14 protein-coding genes are annotated in these 20,326 nt (G+C 72.1%); 7 read left to right on the top strand and 7 right to left on the bottom strand.

Features of this window, described 5'->3' with window-relative positions; translation table 11 throughout:
• On the top strand, positions 1-565 hold a 565-nt coding region (locus AZE13_RS03665), incomplete at its 5' end, for a hypothetical protein (protein ID WP_066927231.1).
• Positions 566-666: 101 nt separating this feature from the next.
• Here the strand turns inward: AZE13_RS03665 and AZE13_RS03660 are convergent.
• The gene (locus tag AZE13_RS03660; protein ID WP_066926678.1) at positions 667-1,173 is read right to left on the bottom strand and encodes a MarR family winged helix-turn-helix transcriptional regulator; all 507 of its coding nucleotides are present in this window, start codon (positions 1,171-1,173) and stop codon (positions 667-669) included.
• 281 nt (positions 1,174-1,454) lie between these two features.
• Here AZE13_RS03660 and AZE13_RS03655 point away from each other — a divergent pair, with 281 nt between their 5' ends.
• The gene (locus AZE13_RS03655; RefSeq protein ID WP_079123650.1) at positions 1,455-2,414 is read left to right on the top strand and encodes a lysozyme; all 960 of its coding nucleotides are present in this window, start codon (positions 1,455-1,457) and stop codon (positions 2,412-2,414) included.
• A 200-nt stretch (positions 2,415-2,614) separates the two neighbouring features.
• Here the strand turns inward: AZE13_RS03655 and lon are convergent, their stop codons facing one another.
• The 3 genes from lon to AZE13_RS03640 all read right to left on the bottom strand — a co-directional run bounded on the left by lon (position 2,615) and on the right by AZE13_RS03640 (position 7,037).
• Complete coding sequence (gene lon / locus AZE13_RS03650) at positions 2,615-5,041, bottom strand: endopeptidase La (protein ID WP_066926675.1); 2,427 nt, start codon at positions 5,039-5,041, stop codon at positions 2,615-2,617.
• Positions 5,042-5,178: 137 nt separating this feature from the next.
• On the bottom strand, positions 5,179-5,991 hold the full coding sequence (locus AZE13_RS03645) for a pentapeptide repeat-containing protein (protein ID WP_066927227.1): 813 nt from the start codon (positions 5,989-5,991) through the stop codon (positions 5,179-5,181).
• Positions 5,992-6,152: 161 nt separating this feature from the next.
• Positions 6,153-7,037 carry a rhomboid-like protein gene (locus AZE13_RS03640; RefSeq protein WP_107288243.1) on the bottom strand — a complete coding sequence of 295 codons (885 nt, stop codon included), beginning with the start codon at positions 7,035-7,037 and terminating at the stop codon, positions 6,153-6,155.
• 158 nt (positions 7,038-7,195) lie between these two features.
• Between AZE13_RS03640 and AZE13_RS03635 the strand changes: the two genes are divergently transcribed.
• From AZE13_RS03635 to AZE13_RS03615, 5 genes are all read left to right on the top strand, one after another.
• Entirely contained in the window at positions 7,196-7,993 is a 798-nt protein-coding gene (locus AZE13_RS03635; protein ID WP_066926673.1) for a spermidine synthase, read from the top strand.
• A gap of 74 nt (positions 7,994-8,067) precedes the next feature.
• Positions 8,068-8,808, top strand: coding sequence for a response regulator transcription factor (locus AZE13_RS03630; protein ID WP_066926671.1), 741 nt, complete (start codon positions 8,068-8,070; stop codon positions 8,806-8,808).
• Complete coding sequence (locus AZE13_RS03625; protein ID WP_258527552.1) at positions 8,805-10,007, top strand: ATP-binding protein; 1,203 nt, start codon at positions 8,805-8,807, stop codon at positions 10,005-10,007. The genes AZE13_RS03630 and AZE13_RS03625 overlap by 4 nt, the downstream gene beginning before the upstream one ends.
• A 250-nt stretch (positions 10,008-10,257) precedes the next feature.
• On the top strand, positions 10,258-14,079 hold the full coding sequence (locus AZE13_RS03620; protein WP_066926670.1) for a multifunctional oxoglutarate decarboxylase/oxoglutarate dehydrogenase thiamine pyrophosphate-binding subunit/dihydrolipoyllysine-residue succinyltransferase subunit: 3,822 nt from the start codon (positions 10,258-10,260) through the stop codon (positions 14,077-14,079).
• A gap of 122 nt (positions 14,080-14,201) precedes the next feature.
• Entirely contained in the window at positions 14,202-15,401 is a 1,200-nt protein-coding gene (locus AZE13_RS03615) for a GDSL-type esterase/lipase family protein (protein WP_066926667.1), read from the top strand.
• Between the two features lie 7 nt (positions 15,402-15,408).
• On the opposite strand, the gene fxsT is transcribed toward AZE13_RS03615, so the two are convergent.
• The 3 genes from fxsT to AZE13_RS03600 all read right to left on the bottom strand — a co-directional run bounded on the left by fxsT (position 15,409) and on the right by AZE13_RS03600 (position 20,314).
• Complete coding sequence (gene fxsT, locus AZE13_RS03610; RefSeq protein WP_079123648.1) at positions 15,409-18,492, bottom strand: FxSxx-COOH system tetratricopeptide repeat protein; 3,084 nt, start codon at positions 18,490-18,492, stop codon at positions 15,409-15,411.
• A gap of 133 nt (positions 18,493-18,625) precedes the next feature.
• Positions 18,626-19,816, bottom strand: a complete 1,191-nt coding sequence (locus AZE13_RS03605; RefSeq protein ID WP_066926665.1) for an FxsB family cyclophane-forming radical SAM/SPASM peptide maturase — start codon at positions 19,814-19,816, stop codon at positions 18,626-18,628.
• 285 nt (positions 19,817-20,101) lie between these two features.
• Positions 20,102-20,314, bottom strand: coding sequence for a YxD-tail cyclophane-containing RiPP peptide (locus AZE13_RS03600; RefSeq protein WP_066926663.1), 213 nt, complete (start codon positions 20,312-20,314; stop codon positions 20,102-20,104).
• Positions 20,315-20,326: the final 12 nt, after the last annotated feature.

Genomic DNA, 20,326 nt, shown 5'->3' with positions numbered 1-20,326 from the left:
AGACCTTTCTCACGTCCGCACTCCGCAGGCAACTGTGGTCGCCGCCCGGTGGTCCGAGGACACCGTCGAGTACCTCGTACTGTCCGATTCGGTCCTGCTGCTGGAACGGGCGGACGGTTCGGTGCACCCCGTACGGGATCCGCGGCTGGACGAGCTGCCGCCCGCCGTGCGGGAACGGCGCGCCGCCGTACGGGCGCTGCCCCACGGCTCGGCGGAACGGGCCGCCGCGGCCCGGGAGTACACCCGTGCGGTGGAGGCGCTGCGGAACGCCGAGGGGGGCTTCTTCACCGCGGCCGCCGATCCGGCCGTGGCCGCCCGCGCGGTCACCGGCCGCACCCCGCGCTCCGGGATCCGCTCACTGACCGCGCTCACCGACGGTGCCGGGCGCTGGGTCGAGGTCTTCCGGGAGGGCACCTGGGCGGACTGCGTCGGGCTGGTGGCCAAGCAGGGGCCCCAGGCCCTCATCGACGAGGTCCGGGCGGCGGAGGCGGCAGATCCGGACGGCACGGTCCACCCCCGGGGGAAGGGGCGGGACGACGCGGCGGTGATTTTCGTCGTTCCGTGAGTCGTCCGGGGGGCGTCTCCGCCTGCTGCTGCGCCCCCTCTTCCGCCGCTGCCACCCTTCCCGCTACTGTCGCCCTCTTCTGCTGCTGCCGCCCTCTCCCGCTACTGCCCCTCCTCGCCCTCCTGCTCCGTGTTCAGCCGGTGCAGCAGCCGGGCCAGTTCGGCCACCTCTCCCCGGTCCCAGGAGGCGAGGCGGCGGGCGTACTGGGCGCGGCGGCCCTCGCGGACGCGGGTGAAGCGGGCACGGCCCTCGTCGGTGAGGCGCACCAGGACGGCGCGGCCATCGGCCGGGTCCGGTTCGCGGGCGACCAGCCCCAGCCGCTCCAGGGCCTGCAGCTGACGGCTCATCGTGGCCTTGCCGACGCCGAAGAAGCCGGCGAGGTCGGTGGCGCGCTGCGCGCCGGCGTCGGCCAGCCGGACCAGGAGCCCGTACGCGGAGGGCTCCAGATCGGGGTGTACTTCACGGGCCATCTCGCCGGAAGAGGCCCGGGCCCGGCGGAGGAAGACCGACAATTCGCGTTCCAGGGCGAGGAATACGTGGTCCACACCAGTCGGCGCCCCCTCCGCCGTGGTCCCGTCGGCTCCGGTGTCGTGCACGTCAGCGCCCATGCCCACTTTCCCTCTTCTGAAAGTTTCCGCCCTCGGCGGCCAAAGCCGCAGTTCGGACAGTATTTCGCAGGATTAGACCAACGGCAGCACACCGACCCCCTTTGCCGCGCCGGTCTACGCGCGTATCGTGGGTATATGGCATGACCACACCAAGTGCCGGCCGGGCGTCACGGGCCCGCCGCACGTCATGCACCGCACACCGGCTCACCGGCTTACGGCTCACCTCCACGGATCACCCCACTCCCCCCCTCTGATCCCCACCGAGATCTCCGGAGACACGTATGTCCGTGCTCAGATCCGGCTCCCCCCACTTTCCCTGCATCCCCCACTCCTCCCACCTCCCCGGCCTCCACGGCCTCCCCGACTCCGTCAACTCCCCCCGCTCCTCCCGCTCCCCCCGATCCCCCCGCCGGTCCGCGCGCTCCTCCGCGACCGCGGCCGGGGCGCTGCTCGCCGTCCTCGGTCTCCTCCTCGGACTGCCGGGCACCGCCGGCGCGGCACCCACCGGGCGCGCACCGGAGCCCACCCACCCCGAACGGGACTGGGCCGGTTCCCAGATCGCGGAGCACGAGGGCACGGCGGCCGGTCCGGCGTCGCCGCCGGGTTCGCTCGCGGCGTCCGTCGAGGGCGTCGACGTCAGCAGCCACAACGGCAACGTGGCCTGGTCGACGCTCTGGAGCAGCGGCGCCCGCTTCGCCTACGTGAAGGCGACGGAATCCACCAGCTACACCAACCCGTACTTCACCCAGCAGTACAACGGCTCCTACAAGGCCGGCATGATCCGGGGCGCGTACCACTTCGCCACCCCCAACACCTCCAGCGGCGCCGCCCAGGCCAAGTACTTCGCCGACCACGGCGGCGGCTGGTCCAAGGACGGCAAGACGCTGCCCGGGGCGCTGGACATGGAGTACAACCCCTACGGCGACACCTGTTACGGCAAGAGCCCTTCGGGACTCGTCACCTGGATGAAGGACTGGTTCGCCACGTACAAGGCGCGGACCGGACGGGACGCGGTCCTCTACACCTCCACCAACTGGTGGAAGCAGTGCACCGGCAATTCGTCCGCCTTCGGGAAGATCAACCCACTGTGGGTCCCGCGTTACGGCTCCTCGGTCGGTGAACTCCCCAACGGCTGGGCCTTCCACACCATCTGGCAGTACACCTCGTCCGGCCCGACGGTCGGCGACCACAACCGCTTCAACGGCTCGTACGACCGCCTGAAGGCCCTGGCGAACGGCTGAAGCCGACGGCGGACGGTTGCAGCCGATCAACCGGAGGGCACCCCACCGCCGTGCGGACGGCCCCACCCACGTCCGGCCGTCCGCACGACCGGGCCCCTGCCGCACCCCCGTGCGGGCAGGGGCCCGGCCCGTCCGCAGGAGCCGGCGCGTTCACCGTGCGGCCCGTTCGCTGTGCAGCCCGTTCGCTGTGTGACAGGGCCTTATGCCGCCACGGCGACCTCCGGTGGCACCGCCCCGCTCGACGCCGGGGTCAGCGCCAGCTCCAGTACCTGCCGGACGTCGGCGACCGGGTGGACCTCCAGCGCGGCCAGGATCTCGGCCGGTACCTCGTCCAGATCCGGCTCGTTGCGCTGCGGGATGATCACTGTGGTGATCCCCGCCCGGTGCGCCGCGAGCAGCTTCTGCTTGACGCCGCCGATGGGCAGGACACGGCCGGTCAGCGAGACCTCACCGGTCATCGCGACATCCGGCCGGACCTGCCGCCCCGACAGCAGTGAGGCGAGCGCCGTCGTCATCGTGATGCCAGCACTCGGTCCGTCCTTGGGCACGGCACCCGCCGGTACGTGCAGATGCACTCCGCGCTCCTTCAGATCGCCCACCGGAAGCTCCAGTTCGGCGCCGTGGGAGCGCAGGAACGACAGCGCGATGTGCGCGGACTCCTTCATCACCTCACCGAGCTGGCCGGTCAGCTGCACCCCGGACGCGCCGCTCTCCGGATCGGCGAGCGAGGCCTCCACGTACAGGACGTCCCCGCCGGTGCCGGTGACCGCGAGGCCGGTGACCACACCGGGCACCGCCGTCCGCCGTCCGGCCGGGTCCTGGGCCGACTCGGGGGTGTGGTGCGGCCGCCCGATCAGCGGGCGCAGCTGGTCCACCCCGACCGTGTACGGCAGCTCCCGCTCGCCGAGTTCGTGCTGGGCGGCGACCTTGCGCAGCAGCCGGGCGAGGGCGCGCTCCAGGTTCCGCACGCCGGCCTCCCGGGTGTACTCCCCTGCGAGCTTGTGCAGTGCGGCGTCCTCCAGGACCACCTCCCCGGTCGCCAGCCCGGCCCGTTCCAGCTGGCGTGGCAGCAGGTGGTCCCGGGCGATGGTGACCTTCTCGTCCTCGGTGTACCCGTCCAGCCGGACCAGCTCCATCCGGTCGAGCAGCGGCTCGGGGACGGCCTCCAGGACGTTGGCGGTGGCGAGGAAGACCACATCACTGAGGTCGAGTTCGACCTCGAGGTAGTGGTCGCGGAAGGTGTGGTTCTGCGCCGGGTCGAGGACCTCCAGAAGGGCGGCGGCCGGATCGCCCCGGAAGTCGGCGCCCACCTTGTCGATCTCGTCGAGGAGGATGACGGGGTTCATGGAGCCGGCTTCCTTGACGGCCCGGACGAGACGGCCCGGCAGCGCGCCGACGTAGGTCCGCCGGTGGCCGCGGATCTCCGCCTCGTCGCGGACGCCGCCGAGCGCGACCCGGACGAACTTCCGGCCCATGGCACGGGCGACGGACTCGCCCAGCGAGGTCTTGCCGACACCGGGCGGCCCGACGAGCGCCAGCACCGCTCCCCCGCGGCGGCCGCCGACCAGGCCGAGACCGCGTTCGGCGCGCCGTTTGCGGACGGCCAGGTATTCGGTGATCCGCTCCTTGACGTCCTCCAGGCCGGCGTGGTCGGCGTCCAGGACCTCCTTGGCGCCGGCGATGTCGTAGGCGTCTTCGGTCCGCTCGTTCCAGGGGAGTTCGAGGACGGTGTCCAGCCAGGTGCGGATCCACGAGCCCTCAGGGCTCTGGTCGCTCGCCCGCTCCAGCTTCTCGACCTCCTTGAGGGCGGCCTTGCGGACGTCCTCGGGCAGTTCGGCGGCCTCGACCCGGGCGCGGTAGTCGTCGCTCTCGTCCTCCGGATCGCCGTTCAGCTGGGCGAGTTCCTTACGGACCGCCTCCAGCTGCCGCCGCAGCAGGAATTCCCGCTGCTGCTTGTCGACGCCCTCCTGGACGTCCTTGGCGATGGACTCGGCGACATCCTGCTCGGCGAGGTGTTCGCGCAGCGCCTCGGTCGCGAACTTCAGCCGGGCGACCGGGTCGACGGTCTCCAGCAGCTGGACCTTCTGCTCGACGGTCAGGAACGGCGAGTAGCCGGAGTTGTCGGCGAGGGCGGGCACGTCCTCGATCTGCTGGACGCGGTCGACGACCTGCCAGGCGCCGCGCTTGCGCAGCCAGCTCGTGGCCAGCGCCTTGTATGCGGTGACGAGTTCGGCGACCGCACCGGGCAGGCCCGTGCCGTCGGGGCCGGTGGGGACGTGCTCCTCGACGGTCGTGCCCTCCACCCACAGGGCGGCACCGGGCCCGGTGGTGCCGGCGCCGATCCGCACCCGGCCCAGGCCCCGGATCAGCGCCCCGGGGTCGCCGTCGGACAGCCGGCCGACCTGCTCGATCCGCCCGAGGGTGCCGATGCCCGCGTACGTGCCGTCGATGCGGGGCACCAGCAGCACCCGCGGTTTGCTCCCCGACGAGGCGGCGGCCTGTGCGGCCTCCACCGCGGCGCGGACCTCCGCGTCGGACAGGTCCAGGGGCACCACCATGCCGGGAAGCACCACCTCGTCATCGAGGGGCAGCACGGGCAGGGTGAGCGATGCGGACGTCGAAGCCATGATCTCCCCTTCGGCAAGCAAGTTGAGCTTTACTCGCTCAATGCCGAGGGGGCGGGAGATGTTCCCCGAGGCGCGTTCGCTGTGAGCGATCAGCGGCGGGACGGTTGCCAGTGGGAGGGGTGATGCCAGTGGGGCGGTTACCAGTGGGTGGGGCGGGTCAGTGCCGGTGGCAGCTTGGTGGTGGCGTCGCCCCGGGCCGCGTTGAGCTGGGACTGGGTGAGGAAGAGGGCGCCGGTGAGGTCGGCGCCGCTGAGATCGGCGTCTCGCAGGTCCGCGCCGATCAGGTCCGCCCGGCGCAGATCGGCGCCCTTGAGGTCGGCGGCGATCAGGTACGCCCCACGCAGGTTGGCCCCCTGGAGGTCGGCGCCCTTGAGACGGGCTCCCATGAGATCGGCGCCCCGCCGCTCCTTCTTCTTCCGGCCGCGGACCCCGGCCCGTACGAGCTCGCTGGTGCGCAGCAGCAGGACGTTGACGTCGCCCCGGTGGGCCGGCATGTCGAGCGCGGCGAGCTCCTCGGCACTGCCCCGGGTGAGGCGTTCGGTCTTCTCCAGGGCGGCACGCAGGTCGGCGTGGACCGGGCGGGACGCCGGGAGGGCCAGCGCCTCGGCCAGGTACCACAGCAGTTCGTGCAGCTGCCGCATGACGGGGAAGACGTCGAACATCTGCCGGGCGGTGCCCGGGGCCTGCCGCCAGTCCTGGCCGCCGAAGGTGACCTGCGAGACCTTCTGCCCGGCGCCGAAGCAGTCGAAGACCGTACAGCCGGAGAAGCCGCGCCGGCGCAGGTCACTGTGGACCCCGCAGCGGAAGTCGGTCTGCAGGTTCGGGCAGGGTCGCCCGGCGTCCTTGTCGATCGCGAAGTCCGCCGAGGCCGCGAACGGCAGCGCGACACAGCACAGCCCGAAGCAGCTGCCGCAGTCCGACAGGAGGCCGAGCCCGGCGGCGTCGGGAATCGATGGAGCCGGCTCGGTGGACTGGGTCGGCTGAGCCGGCTGCCGATGGCCGGTCGTGCGGTCTGCGGACACGGTGCGTTTACTCCTGCGGCCGACGGACGCCGCGGAGTGCCGCGCCCGGAAGAATCATTCCGTTCCGCCCATTCTCCCAGGCGCCGCACTCACCGCGTCCGCGCGCTCCGCAGCGCCGGGTGCCCAAGATCGCCGAGGAGGGGCGGGGGCCCCGTGCGGCGGGCGCGCCAGTGGCGCAGGACGGGCCAGGCGGCGACGCCCACGGCCAGCGAGAGCAGGTGGCCCCAGTTGGCCATCGGGTCGGCGTAGGCGAGCAGGTCCGTGAGGGACAGGAAGCCGACGCCCGCCAGCAGGGGCAGGCGCGCCCAGCCGGGCAGCATGCCGGCGAGGGCTCCGATGCAGGTCATCACGCCGAAGCTGATGCCGTAGTCGAGGCGCTGCAACGAGCTCTCCGGCAACTGGCCGGCAGCGACCGAGAAGGCCACCGGCACTTCGGTGGCGAGGGTGGCCAGCACATGGCCGCCGAAGAAGACCGCGGCGGTGCGCAGTCCGCCGATCCGCCGTTCCAGCGCCGTCAGTACGAAGGGAAAGGCGAGGGCGTAGGCGGAGACCAGCCCGCCGGCGCTCCACAGCGCACTGGCGACGAGCACCAGCAGCGGCGCCCGCATGAGGTGGACCACGTCCGTACTGGAGTCCCGGAGCAGCTCGGAGACCAGCCCGGGGTCGCCGTACTCGGCGAAGAGCGAGGTGGCCAGGAGCAGGACCGTGTAGCTGAAGGTGAACGGGGTGCCGGTGGGGGTGGGGAGCAGCCGCCGGGCCGGCCGGAGCCGGCCACGTGCCCGCGGAGGGGCCGGAGCCGGTCCGGACTCCGGCCCCGTTCCCGGTTCCGGCTCGTCCGCGCGGACCTGCCCCTCCTGGACCGGCCGCCGCCCCTGGGCCGGCCGCTGCCGGGGAACGCCCGGAAGCGGGGCCGGGGCGCGATCACCCGATGCCTCATCCCCCTGCGCTCCCCCGGTGGTTGCCAGCCCGCTCACGGTCCGCGGCACCTTCCCTTCCTCGCCTGCCCTGCACAACGTCGCGTACCAGCCTGCCTGGTCAACCTTTGAAGAACCTGAGAGAGTGAGATGCGTCACACCGCGTGGCGTGAGGAAAGACGTGGACCGGCGCCGTTCCTCTTGGCCACGATGACGCCATGGCTCCCGTAACTCCCGTTCCAGGTACCGCCGATCCCTCACGGACCCCGCGCACGCTCGACCGCCGCGCGGGCCCGTACGGAGAGGTGGTGCTGCGGCAGCGCGGCGGGCCGCCCGCCTCCCCCGGTACGCCGGCGGAGCCCGTGGTCTACGAGATCATCGCCAACGGCTGCTTCCTGATGGACACCTCCGACGGCCGCTCGGAGCGGCTGCTGATCGACGCCGCGCTGGCCGCGCTCCCCTCCGGACGCGAACGGCCCGCCGTCCTGATCGGCGGCCTGGGCGTCGGCTTCTCCCTGGCCCGGGCCGCCGAACAGCCGCGCTGGGGCCGGATCGTGGTCGTCGAACGCGAGGCGGCGGTCATCGACTGGCACCGCACCGGCCCGCTGTCCGCCGTCTCCGCGGCCGCGCTGGCCGATCCGCGCTGCGAGATCCTCCACACCGACCTGGTCACCCACCTGCACACCGACGCGGGCCCGGACGCCGACGACACCCCACGTCCGGACACCGGCGACACCCCGTGCCCGGACGCCTACGACGCCCTGTGCCTGGACATCGACAACGGCCCCGACTGGACCGTCACCGAGGACAACGACAGCCTCTACTCCCCCGGCGGGCTCGCCGCCTGCCGCGACCGGCTCACACCCGGCGGAGTGCTCGCCGTCTGGTCCGCCCAGCCCTCGCCGGCCTTCGAGGAGGCCCTGCGAAATGCCGGTTTCACCGACGTACGTACGGAAGAAATCCCCGTTGTCCGAGGCGTCCCCGACGCGGTCCACCTCGCGCGGAAGGGTGCGTAGCCGACAGTCGCACCATGCCCGTACGCTGCTGCCCAGCACAACGCGACCACGCAGGGGCAATGCAGGGGCGGGCGATGGACCAGACGCAGACAACGCAAGGCGGCACCGCCGCTGCCACGCCAGGCGCCCAGCGCCGGATCCTGGTCGTGGAGGACGACCCGACGATCGTCGACGCCATCGCGGCCCGGCTGCGCGCCGAGGGCTTCCAGGTCCAGACGGCCTCCGACGGGCCGGCCGCGGTGGAGACCGCCGAGGCCTGGCAGCCCGATCTCCTGGTCCTCGACGTCATGCTGCCGGGCTTCGACGGCCTGGAGGTCTGCCGCCGGGTCCAGGCGCAGCGCCCGGTGCCGGTCATGATGCTCACCGCCCGTGACGACGAGACCGACATGCTGGTGGGCCTCGGCGTCGGCGCCGACGACTACATGACCAAGCCGTTCTCCATGCGCGAGTTGGCCGCCCGGGTGCACGTCCTGCTGCGCCGGGTCGAGCGCGCCGCGCTGGCCGCACACACCCCGCGCAGCGGCATCCTGCGCCTCGGCGAGCTGGAGATCGACCACGCCCAGCGCCGGGTCCGGGTGCGCGGCGCCGATGTGCATCTGACGCCGACCGAGTTCGATCTGCTGGTCTGCCTGGCGAACACCCCGCGTGCGGTGCTCTCCCGCGAGCAGTTGCTGGCCGAGGTGTGGGACTGGGCGGACGCCTCCGGCACCCGTACGGTCGACAGCCACATCAAGGCGCTGCGGCGCAAGATCGGCGCCGAGCGCATCCGTACGGTGCATGGCGTCGGGTACGCCCTGGAGGCGCCGGCCGCATGACCCCGTGGCGCCTTCCGGTGCGGCAATCACGCCAGCTGCTGCACAACTGGCGCCCCCCGGTGCGGCGTTGCGCGCGCTCACCGGAGCCGTCGGAACGCGGCCGGCGCCTCTGGCGACGGCTCTGGGAGGCGCTGCGGCCTCTGGACCCGTACCGCTCGGTCAAGGCCGCGCTGGGCGCGCTGGTCAGCGTCTCGGTGATCATCACCACCCTTCTGGTGTTCGTCGCCATCCACTCGGCCACCGAGCTGCGGGTGATCACGATCTTCTCGATCATCGCCTCGCTCCTGATCACCCAGTTCGTGGCGAACGGCCTGACCGCCCCGCTCGACGAGATGACGGAGGTCACCCGCGCGATGGCGCACGGTGACTACAGCCGCCGGGTGCGCTCGGCCCGCCGCGACGAGTTCGGCGACCTGGCACAGGCCTTCAACCGGATGGCGGCCGACCTGGAGGCGGTGGACACCCACCGCAAGGAGCTGGTCGCCAACGTCTCCCACGAGCTGCGCACCCCGATCGCCGCGCTGCGCGCCGTCCTGGAGAACGTCGTCGACGGGGTCTGCGAACCCGACTCGGAGACGATGCGGACGGCGCTGCGGCAGACCGAGCGGCTGGGGCGGCTGGTGGAGCAGCTGCTGGACCTGTCACGGCTGGACAACGGGGTGGTGCCGCTGCGCGTCCGGCGGTTCGAGGTCTGGCCGTATCTGTCCGGGGTGCTCAAGGAGGCCAATATGAGCCGCGGCGCCGCCACGCTGTCCGGGACGGCGGGCTCGGGCACCCACACCCGTACGGACGTCCATCTGCACCTCGACGTCTCGCCGCCGGAGCTGTCCGCGCACGCCGACGCCGAGCGGCTCCATCAGGTCGTCGCCAACCTCATCGACAACGCGATCAAGCACAGCCCGCGTCATGGCCGGGTCACCGTGCGGGCCCGGCGCGGGGAGGCCCCGGAGAGCCTGGAGCTGGAGGTGCAGGACGAGGGGCCGGGCATTCCGGAGTCGGAGCGCTACCGGGTCTTCGAGCGGTTCAACCGCGGCGGCCCGGGACCGTCCGGCCCCGGTACGGACGGCGGTACGGGCCTGGGCCTGGCGATCGCCCGCTGGGCGGTGGATCTGCACGGTGGACGGATCGGAGTGGCCGAATCGACCCGGGGCTGCCGGATCCGGGTCACTCTTCCGGGGCTGGAGTCATCGCGGAGCTGACGTCCGTATGAACGGCACCTGACGTAGGGTCGGTGCCAGGAGCACTCATCTCGTGGGTGCGACGGCGATGGGTGCTACCCGTACGCGGGCGAACCCAGTGTGTTTCCCGCCAGATCACGCCCTGAAACCCCGTGCCAAATGTGACGTGCACGACGTGTGGCCCTCCCGGACTGCACCGAAGGTCACAACAGGCGTAGCCTTTATTTCCGCTGTCCACCACCTTAGGAAGCGGAAGAGGGCGGTTGCCGCCGTGTCGCTACAGTCCCCCAACAGTTCGAGCATCTCGACCGAAGCTGATCAAGACGGGCGGGGTAAGAGCCCTGCTGCCGCGTTCGGTCCCAATGAGTGGCTCGTCGACGAGATCTACCAGCAGTACCTCCAGGACCCGAACTCAGTAGACCGAGCCTGGTGGGACTTCTTCGCCGACTACAAGCCGGGCGGCGGCGCCACCACGCCGCCCCAGCCGGCGGAGGGCCCGGCCCCCGCCGCGGCCGCCCCGGCCCCGCAGACCCCGGCCGCGCCGCAGGCTCCGGCCGCCCCGGCGAAGCCCGCCGCGAGCGCTCCGGCCGCCGCCGCGCCCGCACCCGCCGCGAAGCCCGCGCCCGCCGCGCAGGCCGCGCCCGCCGCCAAGGCCCCCGCGAAGCCCGCGCCCGCCGCCAAGGCGTCGGCCAACGGCGAGGCTCCGGCCGCCGGCCCCGAGTTCGTCACCCTGCGCGGTCCGTCGGCCGCCGTCGCGAAGAACATGAACGCCTCCCTGGAGCTGCCGACGGCCACGTCCGTCCGCGCGGTCCCGGTGAAGCTGCTGTTCGACAACCGCATCGTCATCAACAACCACCTCAAGCGCGCCCGCGGCGGGAAGGTCTCCTTCACCCACCTCATCGGGTACGCGATGGTGCAGGCCCTCAAGGCCATGCCGTCGATGAACTACTCCTTCGCGCAGAAGGACGGCAAGCCGACGCTGGTCAAGCCCGAGCACGTCAACCTCGGTCTGGCCATCGACCTGGTGAAGCCCAGCGGTGAGCGCCAGCTGGTCGTCGCGGCCATCAAGAAGGCCGAGACGCTGACCTTCTTCGAGTTCTGGCAGGCGTACGAGGACATCGTCCGCCGGGCCCGCGACAACAAGCTGACGATGGAGGACTTCACCGGAGTCACCGCGTCGCTGACGAACCCCGGCGGCATCGGCACCGTCCACTCCGTGCCGCGGCTGATGCCGGGCCAGTCCATGATCATGGGCGTCGGCGCGATGGACTACCCCGCCGAGTTCCAGGGCACCTCGCAGGACGCCCTGAACAAGATGGGCGTCTCCAAGGTCATGACGCTGACCAGCACCTATGACCACCGGGTGATCCAGGGCGCCGCCTCCGGCGAGTTCCTGCGGATCATGAGCCAGCTCCTGCTCGGCGAGAACGGCTTCTACGACGAGATCTTCAAGTCGCTGCGGATCCCGTACGAGCCGGTCCGCTGGATGCGGGACATCGACGCCTCGCACGACGACGACGTCACCAAGGCCGCCCGGGTCTTCGAGCTGATCCACTCCTACCGGGTGCGCGGCCACGTCATGGCCGACACCGACCCGCTGGAGTACAAGCAGCGCAAGCACCCCGACCTCGACATCACCGAGCACGGGCTCACCCTGTGGGACCTGGAGCGCGAGTTCGCGGTCGGCGGCTTCGCCGGCAAGTCCATGATGAAGCTCCGCGACATCCTGGGCGTCCTGCGCGACTCGTACTGCCGCACCACCGGCATCGAGTTCATGCACATCCAGGACCCGCAGCAGCGCCGGTGGATCCAGGACCGGGTCGAGCGCCAGCACAGGTCGCCCGAGCGCGACGAGCAGCTGCGCATCCTGCGCCGGCTGAACTCCGCCGAGGCGTTCGAGGTCTTCCTCCAGACCAAGTACGTCGGCCAGCGGCGCTTCTCGCTGGAGGGCGGCGAGTCGGTCATCCCCATGCTGGACGCGGTCATCGACTCCGCGGCCGAGTCGCGGCTGGACGAGGTCGTCATCGGCATGGCCCACCGCGGCCGCCTCAACGTCCTCGCCAACATCGTCGGCAAGTCGTACGCCCAGATCTTCCGTGAGTTCGAGGGCAACCTCGACCCGAAGTCGATGCACGGCTCCGGCGACGTGAAGTACCACCTGGGCGCCGAGGGCACCTTCACCGGCCTCGACGGCGAGCAGATCAAGGTCTCGCTGACCGCCAACCCCTCCCACCTGGAGGCCGTGGACCCGGTCGTCGAGGGTGTGGCCCGCGCCAAGCAGGACATCATCAACAAGGGCGGCACGGACTTCACCGTCCTGCCGATCCTGCTGCACGGCGACGCGGCGTTCGCCGGCCAGGGCGTCGTCGCCGAGACGCTCAACATGTCGCAGCTGCGCGGCTACCGCACCGGCGGCACCGTGCACGTCGTCATCAACAACCAGGTCGGCTTCACCGCCGCGCCGGAGGCCTCCCGCTCCTCCATGTACGCCACCGACGTGGCCCGCATGATCGAGGCGCCGATCTTCCACGTGAACGGTGACGACCCGGAGGCCGTGGTCCGCGTGGCCCGGCTGGCCTTCGAGTTCCGCCAGGCGTTCAACAAGGACGTCGTGATCGACCTGATCTGCTACCGGCGCCGCGGCCACAACGAGACCGACAACCCCGGTTTCACCCAGCCGCTGATGTACGACCTGATCGACAAGAAGCGCTCGGTGCGCAAGCTCTACACCGAGTCCCTCATCGGCCGGGGCGACATCACGCTGGAGGAGGCCGAGGGCGCGCTGCAGGACTTCCAGGGCCAGCTGGAGAAGGTCTTCACCGAGGTCCGGGACGCCACCTCCGCCCCGGCGGTGCCCGAGGTGCCCGAGCCGCAGGCCGAGTTCCCGGTCCACGTGGACACCGCGATCTCCCAGGAGGTCGTCAAGCGGATCGCCGAGTCCCAGGTCAACATCCCCGAGCACATCACCGTCCACCCGCGTCTGCTGCCGCAGCTGCAGCGCCGTGCCGCCTCGATCGAGGACGACACCATCGACTGGGGCACCGGTGAGACCCTCGCGATCGGCTCGCTGCTGATGGAGGGCACCCCGGTCCGGCTCGCCGGCCAGGACTCCCGCCGCGGCACTTTCGGCCAGCGCCACGCGGTGCTGGTGGACCGGCTGACCGGCGAGGACTACACCCCGCTGCTCTACCTCTCCGAGGACCAGGCCCGCTTCAACGTCTACGACTCGCTGCTGAGCGAGTACGCGGCGATGGGCTTCGAGTACGGCTACTCGCTGGCCCGCCCGGAGTCGCTGGTCATGTGGGAGGCGCAGTTCGGTGACTTCGTCAACGGCGCCCAGACGATCGTCGACGAGTTCATCTCCTCGGCGGAGCAGAAGTGGGGCCAGCGCTCCGGCGTGACCCTGCTGCTGCCGCACGGCTACGAGGGCCAGGGCCCGGACCACTCCTCGGCCCGGATCGAGCGGTTCCTCCAGGTCTGCGCGCAGAACAGCATGACGGTCGCGATGCCGACGCTGCCGTCGAACTACTTCCACCTGCTGCGCTGGCAGGTGCACAACCCGCACCACAAGCCGCTGGTCGTCTTCACGCCGAAGTCGATGCTGCGCCTGAAGGCCGCCGCGTCGAAGACCGAGGAGTTCACCTCCGGCGGGTTCCGCCCGGTCATCGGCGACACCGGGGTGGCCGCGGGCACGGTGGAGGCCTCCGCGATCCGCAAGGTCGTCCTGTGCTCCGGCAAGGTCTACTACGACCTGGAGGCGGAGCGCGAGAAGCGCGGCGCGTACGACACGGCGATCGTCCGTCTCGAACGGCTCTACCCGCTGCCCGGCAAGGAGATCCAGGCGGAGATCGCCAAGTTCTCCCACGCCGAGAAGTTCCTGTGGGCGCAGGAGGAGCCGGCGAACCAGGGTGCCTGGCCGTTCCTCGGCCTCAACCTGATCGACCACCTCGACCTGGCGGTCGGCGAGGACATCCCGGCCCGCGAGCGCCTGCGCCGCATCTCGCGGCCGCACAGCTCGTCGCCGGCGGTGGGCTCGGCCAAGCGCCACCAGGCGGAGCAGCAGGCCCTGCTGAACGAGGTCTTCGAGGCCTGACGGCCCGACCGGCCATCGGTGCCTGACAGCAGCAGGCGACGCATCACGGGCGGCCCCGTGGAAGAAGGTTCTTCCACGGGGCCGCCCCCTTTCCCGGACACTTCGATCAACAGGTTGGGGTCATGCACGCCAAGGACAACTGGATCACCACGCCCGTCACCACGGACCTCCTGCGCGGCGCCCTGGAGGTGGAGCGCACCGCGCACGGCCTGCTGCCGCACCGGCTGCCCGCCCGGGCCCGCGCCCAGTGCGCCGACGGGCAACTGGCCATGGCCGAGGCCCAGCCCTCCGGCGTACGGCTGGTCTTCCGCACCCGGGCCACCGCCGTCGAACTGGACACCCTGCCCACCAAGCGGGTCTATGTGGGTGCCCCGCCCCGCCCGGACGGTGTGTACGAGCTGCTCGTCGACGGCCGCCCGGCCGGCCGGGCCAGTGTGCCGGGCGGCAACACCCTGACCATCGACATGGCCGCCGGGACCGCCGAGCAGCGGCCCGGCCCGGCCGGCACCGTCCGCTTCACCGGCCTGCCCGAGGGCACGGAGCCCGACGGCACCAAGGACGTCGAGATCTGGCTGCCGCACAACGAGGCCACCGAACTCATCGCCCTGCGCACCGACTTCCCCGTCGAGCCCGCGCCGGACCGGGGCCGCAGGGTGTGGCTGCACCACGGCAGTTCGATCAGCCATGGCTCCGACGCCGCCGGCCCCACCACCACCTGGCCGGCCCTCGCTGCCTCCCTCGGCGGCGTGGAACTGATCAACCTGGGCCTGGGCGGCAGCGCCCTCCTCGACCCGTTCACCGCCCGCGCCATGCGGGACACCCCCGCCGACCTGATCAGCGTCAAGATCGGCATCAATCTGGTGAACGCCGACCTGATGCGCCTGCGCGCCTTCACCCCCGCGGTCCACGGCTTCCTCGACACCCTTCGCGAGGGCCACCCCACCGCGCCGCTCCTGGTCGTCTCGCCGATCCTCTGTCCCATACACGAGGACACCCCCGGTCCCTGTGCCCCGGACTTCACCGCCCTCAGCACCGGGCGGCTGCGATTCCGGGCCACGGGCGATCCGGCGGAGCGCGCGAGCGGAAAGCTCACCCTGGGCGTCATCCGGGACGAGCTGGCCCGGATCGTGGCACAGCGGGCGGCCGACGACCCGGCCCTGCACTACCTCGACGGCCGTGACCTCTACGGCGAGCCCGACGCGGCCGAACTGCCGCTGCCCGACGAGCTCCACCCGGACGCCGCCGGCCACCGCCGCATCGGCGAACACTTCGCCGAGCTGGCCTTCGCCCCCGACGGCGCCTTCGCGCACCGCGGCGCCTGACCGGGGCTCAGACGGGCTGCGGTTCGAAGTCCCAGTACGGGCGGCGCCGGCGCCGGGCGGAGAGGGTGTGCGGGTGGTCGGCGCCCAGCGTCTCGGAGAGCTGCTGGATCGCCTCCTGTTCCAGCTTCGCCGCCTCCTGGCCGCGCCGGCTGCCGCCGCGGTGGAGCGCCCGCAGGTCCTCGGCCAGGGCCGTCTTGGCGGAGAGGGTCAGCGGGTGGAGATCGCCGAGCATCACCTTGGCGCGTGCCAGGGTGTCGCGGCCCAGGTCCACCGCGCCGTCCTCGTCGTCGCCCCGGCTGCGGGCGGCGCCGGCGTTCAGTGCGCAGCCCAGGGTCCAGGGGTGGTCCGGGCCCATGGCCCGGGTCATCGCGCGCAGCACCCGCTCGGCGAGGTCCAGCGCGTCCGCCGTCTCCCCGAACGCCCCGCGGACCAGCGCGACGTTCCCGAGGGTGCCGACGGTGTACGGGTGGCAGTCGCCGGCCAGCGTCCGGTAGCGGTCGGCGACCTCCTCGGCGAGGTCGCGGGCCTGCCCCAGATCGCCGTGCTCGCGCAGGAAGGTGGCCTGGTCGGCGAGGACCATCAGGGTCTCGGGGTGGCGCGGCTCCTGCACCCGGCGGGACCGCTCGACGACATCGGCCAGCAGGGCCGCGGCCTTGGCGACCTCGCCGGTGCGGCGCCAGCACAGCGCGAGGTTGTGCTCGGCGCGCAGCGTCTGCGGGGTGTGCGCGCCCATCACCTGCTGGTGCAGGCGGGCGTTGAGCTCCTGGGTGGAGGTGGCGTCGCGGTAGCGGCCGATCAGGCGCAGCATCCGGGCGTAGGCGGTGCCCGCGTTGAGGGTGAGGTGGTGGCGGTTGCGCAGCTCGCGTTCCCGGACCGCCAGTACCTCGCGGTGGGTGACCAGCGCTTCCTCGTAGCGGCCGAGCAGGGCGAAGACATTGCCGAGGTTGTGCCGGGAGGAGAGGGTGCGCGGCGCCTCCGGGCCGAGCAGCTCGGTGTAGGCCCGCCACACGGCGTCGAACAGCTCATAGGCCTGTTCGTACGAGCCGAGCGCGATCAGGGTGCCGGCCAGGCCGTCCTGGGCCCGGAGCAGGTCGGCGTCGGAGAGGCTGCGTTCGGCGGCGAGCTGGTCGACGACGGCGCTGCCGACCGCCTCGGCCTCCCGGTAGCGGCCGAGCCTGCGCAGCATGTTGGCGTGCTGGTGGGTGAGGACGAGCATGGTGCGCTGGGTGGCGGCGAGCCGGGTGCGCCAGCGGGACATGAACTGTTCGCACAGCCGCAGCCCGATCCGGTACTCCCCGCGGGTCCGCAGGTATTCGACGCAGTTGATCAGCAGCTGCTGGACGGCCGGGTCGGGGCTGTCGAGCACGCCGGCCGGCTCCAGATGCGGGATGAGTTCGGCGTAGCGCTCCCAGTAGCGGGTGTCGGCGGGATCCTGGGGGTCGGCGCTGACCAGGACCCGGCAGGCGGTCGCCGACATCTGGTCCCGCTCGTCCTCGGTCATGTCGCCGCGCAGGAACCGGTGGTAGAGCCGGTGCATCTGCGCGGTCTCCACGGCCGGGTCGTCGTCCTCGGAAACCTGGTAGTCGAGGCGTACGGCGGTGGACTCGGTCAGCCGGCGCAGTGCGGTGTTCCAGCTGATCGGTTCGGCGGCGAGGTCCACGAGGTGTTCGGGAAGGTCGCCGCGGCGGGCCCTGGCGAGCATCGGGACCGGGATGGCATCCGGGGCGAAGAACGCGAAGAGCTTGAGGAGTTCGACGGCCGCGGGGCTGCGCTCGCGCAGGGTGTTGAGCGTTATGGCCCAGCTCGTCTGGAAGGCCATGGGGTAGTCGGAGGAGATCCGGATGCCGACGAGGCTGGGCTCGCCCCGGCGGATCAGCTCGATGTACTCCTTGGGGGACATCGGGTTGGCGTCGAGCCAGGCGGCGGTCTGGGCGAGCAGCAGCGGCAGGTCCTGGACGGCCTCGGAGAGCAGGTCGGCCTCGACCGGGGTGAGCCGCGGCGCGCGCCGGCGGGCGTAGGCGACGGACTCGACGCGGGCGAAGGGCAGTACCTCGATCTCCTGGGCGCTGCCGGATCCCGACCAGTCCCGGGTGAGCGTGGTGATCAGGACGTGGCCGCGGCCGTCCGGGATCAGGTCCTCGACCTGCTCCATATCGTCCGCGCTGTCGAAGATCAGCAGCCAGCGGCCGTAGGGGCGGCCGATCCGCAGCGCTTCGTGGACGGCGCGGATGCGGTCGCCCAGCTCGCGGCCCACCCGGAGGCCGAGCCGGGTGGCCAGTTCGGCGAGCTGTTCGCGGGCGGCGCCGCGGTTGGTGGCGCTGATCCACCACACCACGTCGTAGTCGTTGCCGAAGCGGTGCGCGTACTCGGCGGCGATCTGGCTCTTGCCGACGCCGGAGGTGCCGTAGAGCGCGATACGGGTCTCCATCGGCGGGCCCGAGGTCACGCCGGGGCCGGCCAGCTTGCCGTGCAGCGCCTCCAGTACGTCGTCGCGGCCGGTGAAGCGGTTGTTGCGGCGGGGGATGTTCCAGATCTCGGGCGGGTTGTTGGGGAAGCGGGGCTCGCCGGGGGCGTTCTCGTCGGCGGTGCGGACCGGCGTGCCGAGGCCCAGCCGCTGGAGCAGCCGGCGGACGGCCTCGCGGGAGTCCAGGTCCCGGAGGTCGGCGGGGCGCAGCAGGGAGGCCGTGGCGGGCAGGCTCTGGGTGGCCACGCTGACCGCGGCGAACCGGTCGGCGTGGACGGGCACCACCTCCCGCAGCGCGGCCGTCCACTCGTCCGGTGTCTTGGGGCCCAGCCGGAAGTACCAGTCGTCCAGCACCATCAGCAGCCGGCCCTCGGCCGCCAGCAGCCCGGTCAGCTCCTCGGCCAGCTCGGTGTCCACGTGCGGGTCCCAGCGCAGCAGGGTCGTGCCGTGGCCCTGTTGCTCCAGCTGGTGGGAGATCCAGGCGGCCCACGGCCGGGCGAAGCCCGCGTAGCTGATGGTGATGTGCGCCTGCGCGGCCGCGGCACCGGGGAGGGCGCCGGAAGAACCAGAAGAACCAGCAGAACCAGAAGAAGCGGAGGAATCAGAAGAAACGGACTGATCGACCATGCGATCGTCTCCCTGAGGTGCGATGCTGCGCGCGTGCGGAGGGTGCTTCGTCGGGCACGCCCTGGCCCTTTCGCACGATAGCCCAAGTGCCGCCCGGTATGACGACAGTGCGTCAGGTCATCCAGGGGACAGGTCAGTTGAGCGGTACGGCGGCGGCCAGCCGGGTGGCGATATGGCGTATCAGGCGTTCCAGGTCGGCGCAGTACACGGACGGGTTGCGGAATCCGCCGGAGTCGGCCCGGTAGCGGTGGGCGTAGTTCCCGCCGCCGCACACGTCCACCAGGGCGCAGTTCCGGCACGCGGCGGCGAGCCCGTCCCGGCCGGCCCGGCGGGCGGCCATACCGGGGTGTGCCAGGGCGTCGTCGAAGCTGTGGCGGAAGACGTCGAGACCGGTGGCGGCGGCGCCCTCGTAGGCGGATTTGAGCGAGTCCACCTGTTCGATGGCGCCGTCGGTGTCCACGATCAGGGCGACGACCGGGGAGAGGCCGACCGCTTCGCTGGAGCTGGGGCGGCCCAGCAGGAGGCCGAGGATCTCGGTGAACACCCGCACCCGGGGCCCGGCCCCGCCGTCCCACCACAGGTCGAAGACGGTGCACAGCCAGTCGCCGTAGGGCGAGCGCAGCGAGGTGGGGGTCCCCCCGGCCGGAGGCTGGGGGAGAAGCGAGGCGGGGGTACCCGGCGGCGGGCTGGACCAGTTGGCGTGCGGCAGCAGGAAGTCCAGCATCGGCGGGTCCAGCGCGCACAGCGAGCGGTAGACCTCGGCGGGGTCGGTGGTGACGTCGATGGTGCAGAGGATGCCGGCGTAGGTGTCGGGGCGGTCGTGGAGCAGACCGGCGGCGCGGGCGGCCGCGGGCCAGGAGGGCCGGCCGGCGTGGTCGATGCGGCGGCGGTTGAGGCCGGGGGTACCGCCGTCGAGGCTGAGGCCGATCCGGAAGCCGGCCGTGCCCAGCGCGTCGATCGCGCTCCGGGTCAGCAGCGTGCCATTGGTCTGGACAGCGAAGTCGGCGGTGCAGCCGGGCGGCAGCGCGGCACGGACGGCGGCGGCCTGGTCGAGCAGCGGGGCGGGGCCGGTGAGCAGCGGTTCCCCGCCGTGCAGATCGATGCGGACCTCGCGCAGCCGGTGGGTGCGGGCGTGTTCGGCGATGCGCAGCGCGGTCTGCCGGACGGTGGCGGGCGGGACGATCCGCGGGCGCCGGCGCCAGGTGTGGTCGGGGCCGGCGTAGATGTAGCAGTAGGTGCAGGCGAGGTTGCAGCGGCTGTGGACCTTCAGGACGAACTGCCGGAAGGGTACGGCAGCGGTCCGGCCGGTCGTCTCCCCCGCCACGCATCGCCCCCGTCCCTCGCGGTACGGGCCGCGGGTCGCGCGGCGCCCACTCCGCCCTGCCCCTGCCCCGTACCTGACCACTGCCCGTACCTGACACTTCCCTTGGACGACCACTGCCCGACGCGCCCGTGGACGCCCACCGTCCGACGCGCCTCGTCCGTCCGACGGGTTTCCTGCCCGGTCCCCCGCCCCGCCAACGGACGGCGGGTCGTTCACTCCGACAACTGTCCTGATTCCACGGCACGTTGCCCAAAAAACACCGTTCCCGGACCGCCTCCCCAGCGGTCAGCGCATGTTCGGGCTGTCCTCGTAGTACGCTACCGCGTCCTGCGCCGAGGGCCAGTTGCGCAGCAGCAGCGTCGCCACGGCGCCCAGCACCGGATGGTCGTTCCGCGTGGCCAGCGCGCCCACATCGACCCCGGCGAAGTCCGGCAGCGGCTCGGTCGACGGACCGGCCGGAACGGCGGTAGCCGGTTCGGTGCGGGGGGTGGTCGCCACACTGCTCTCCTC

The organism is Streptomyces sp. NBRC 110611, from assembly GCF_001590865.1.
In the GTDB taxonomy this organism is placed as follows: Bacteria; Actinomycetota; Actinomycetes; order Streptomycetales; family Streptomycetaceae; genus Streptomyces.
Note: the sequence above shows the minus strand (reverse complement) of the source record. Positions and strands in the feature narration are given on the sequence as shown.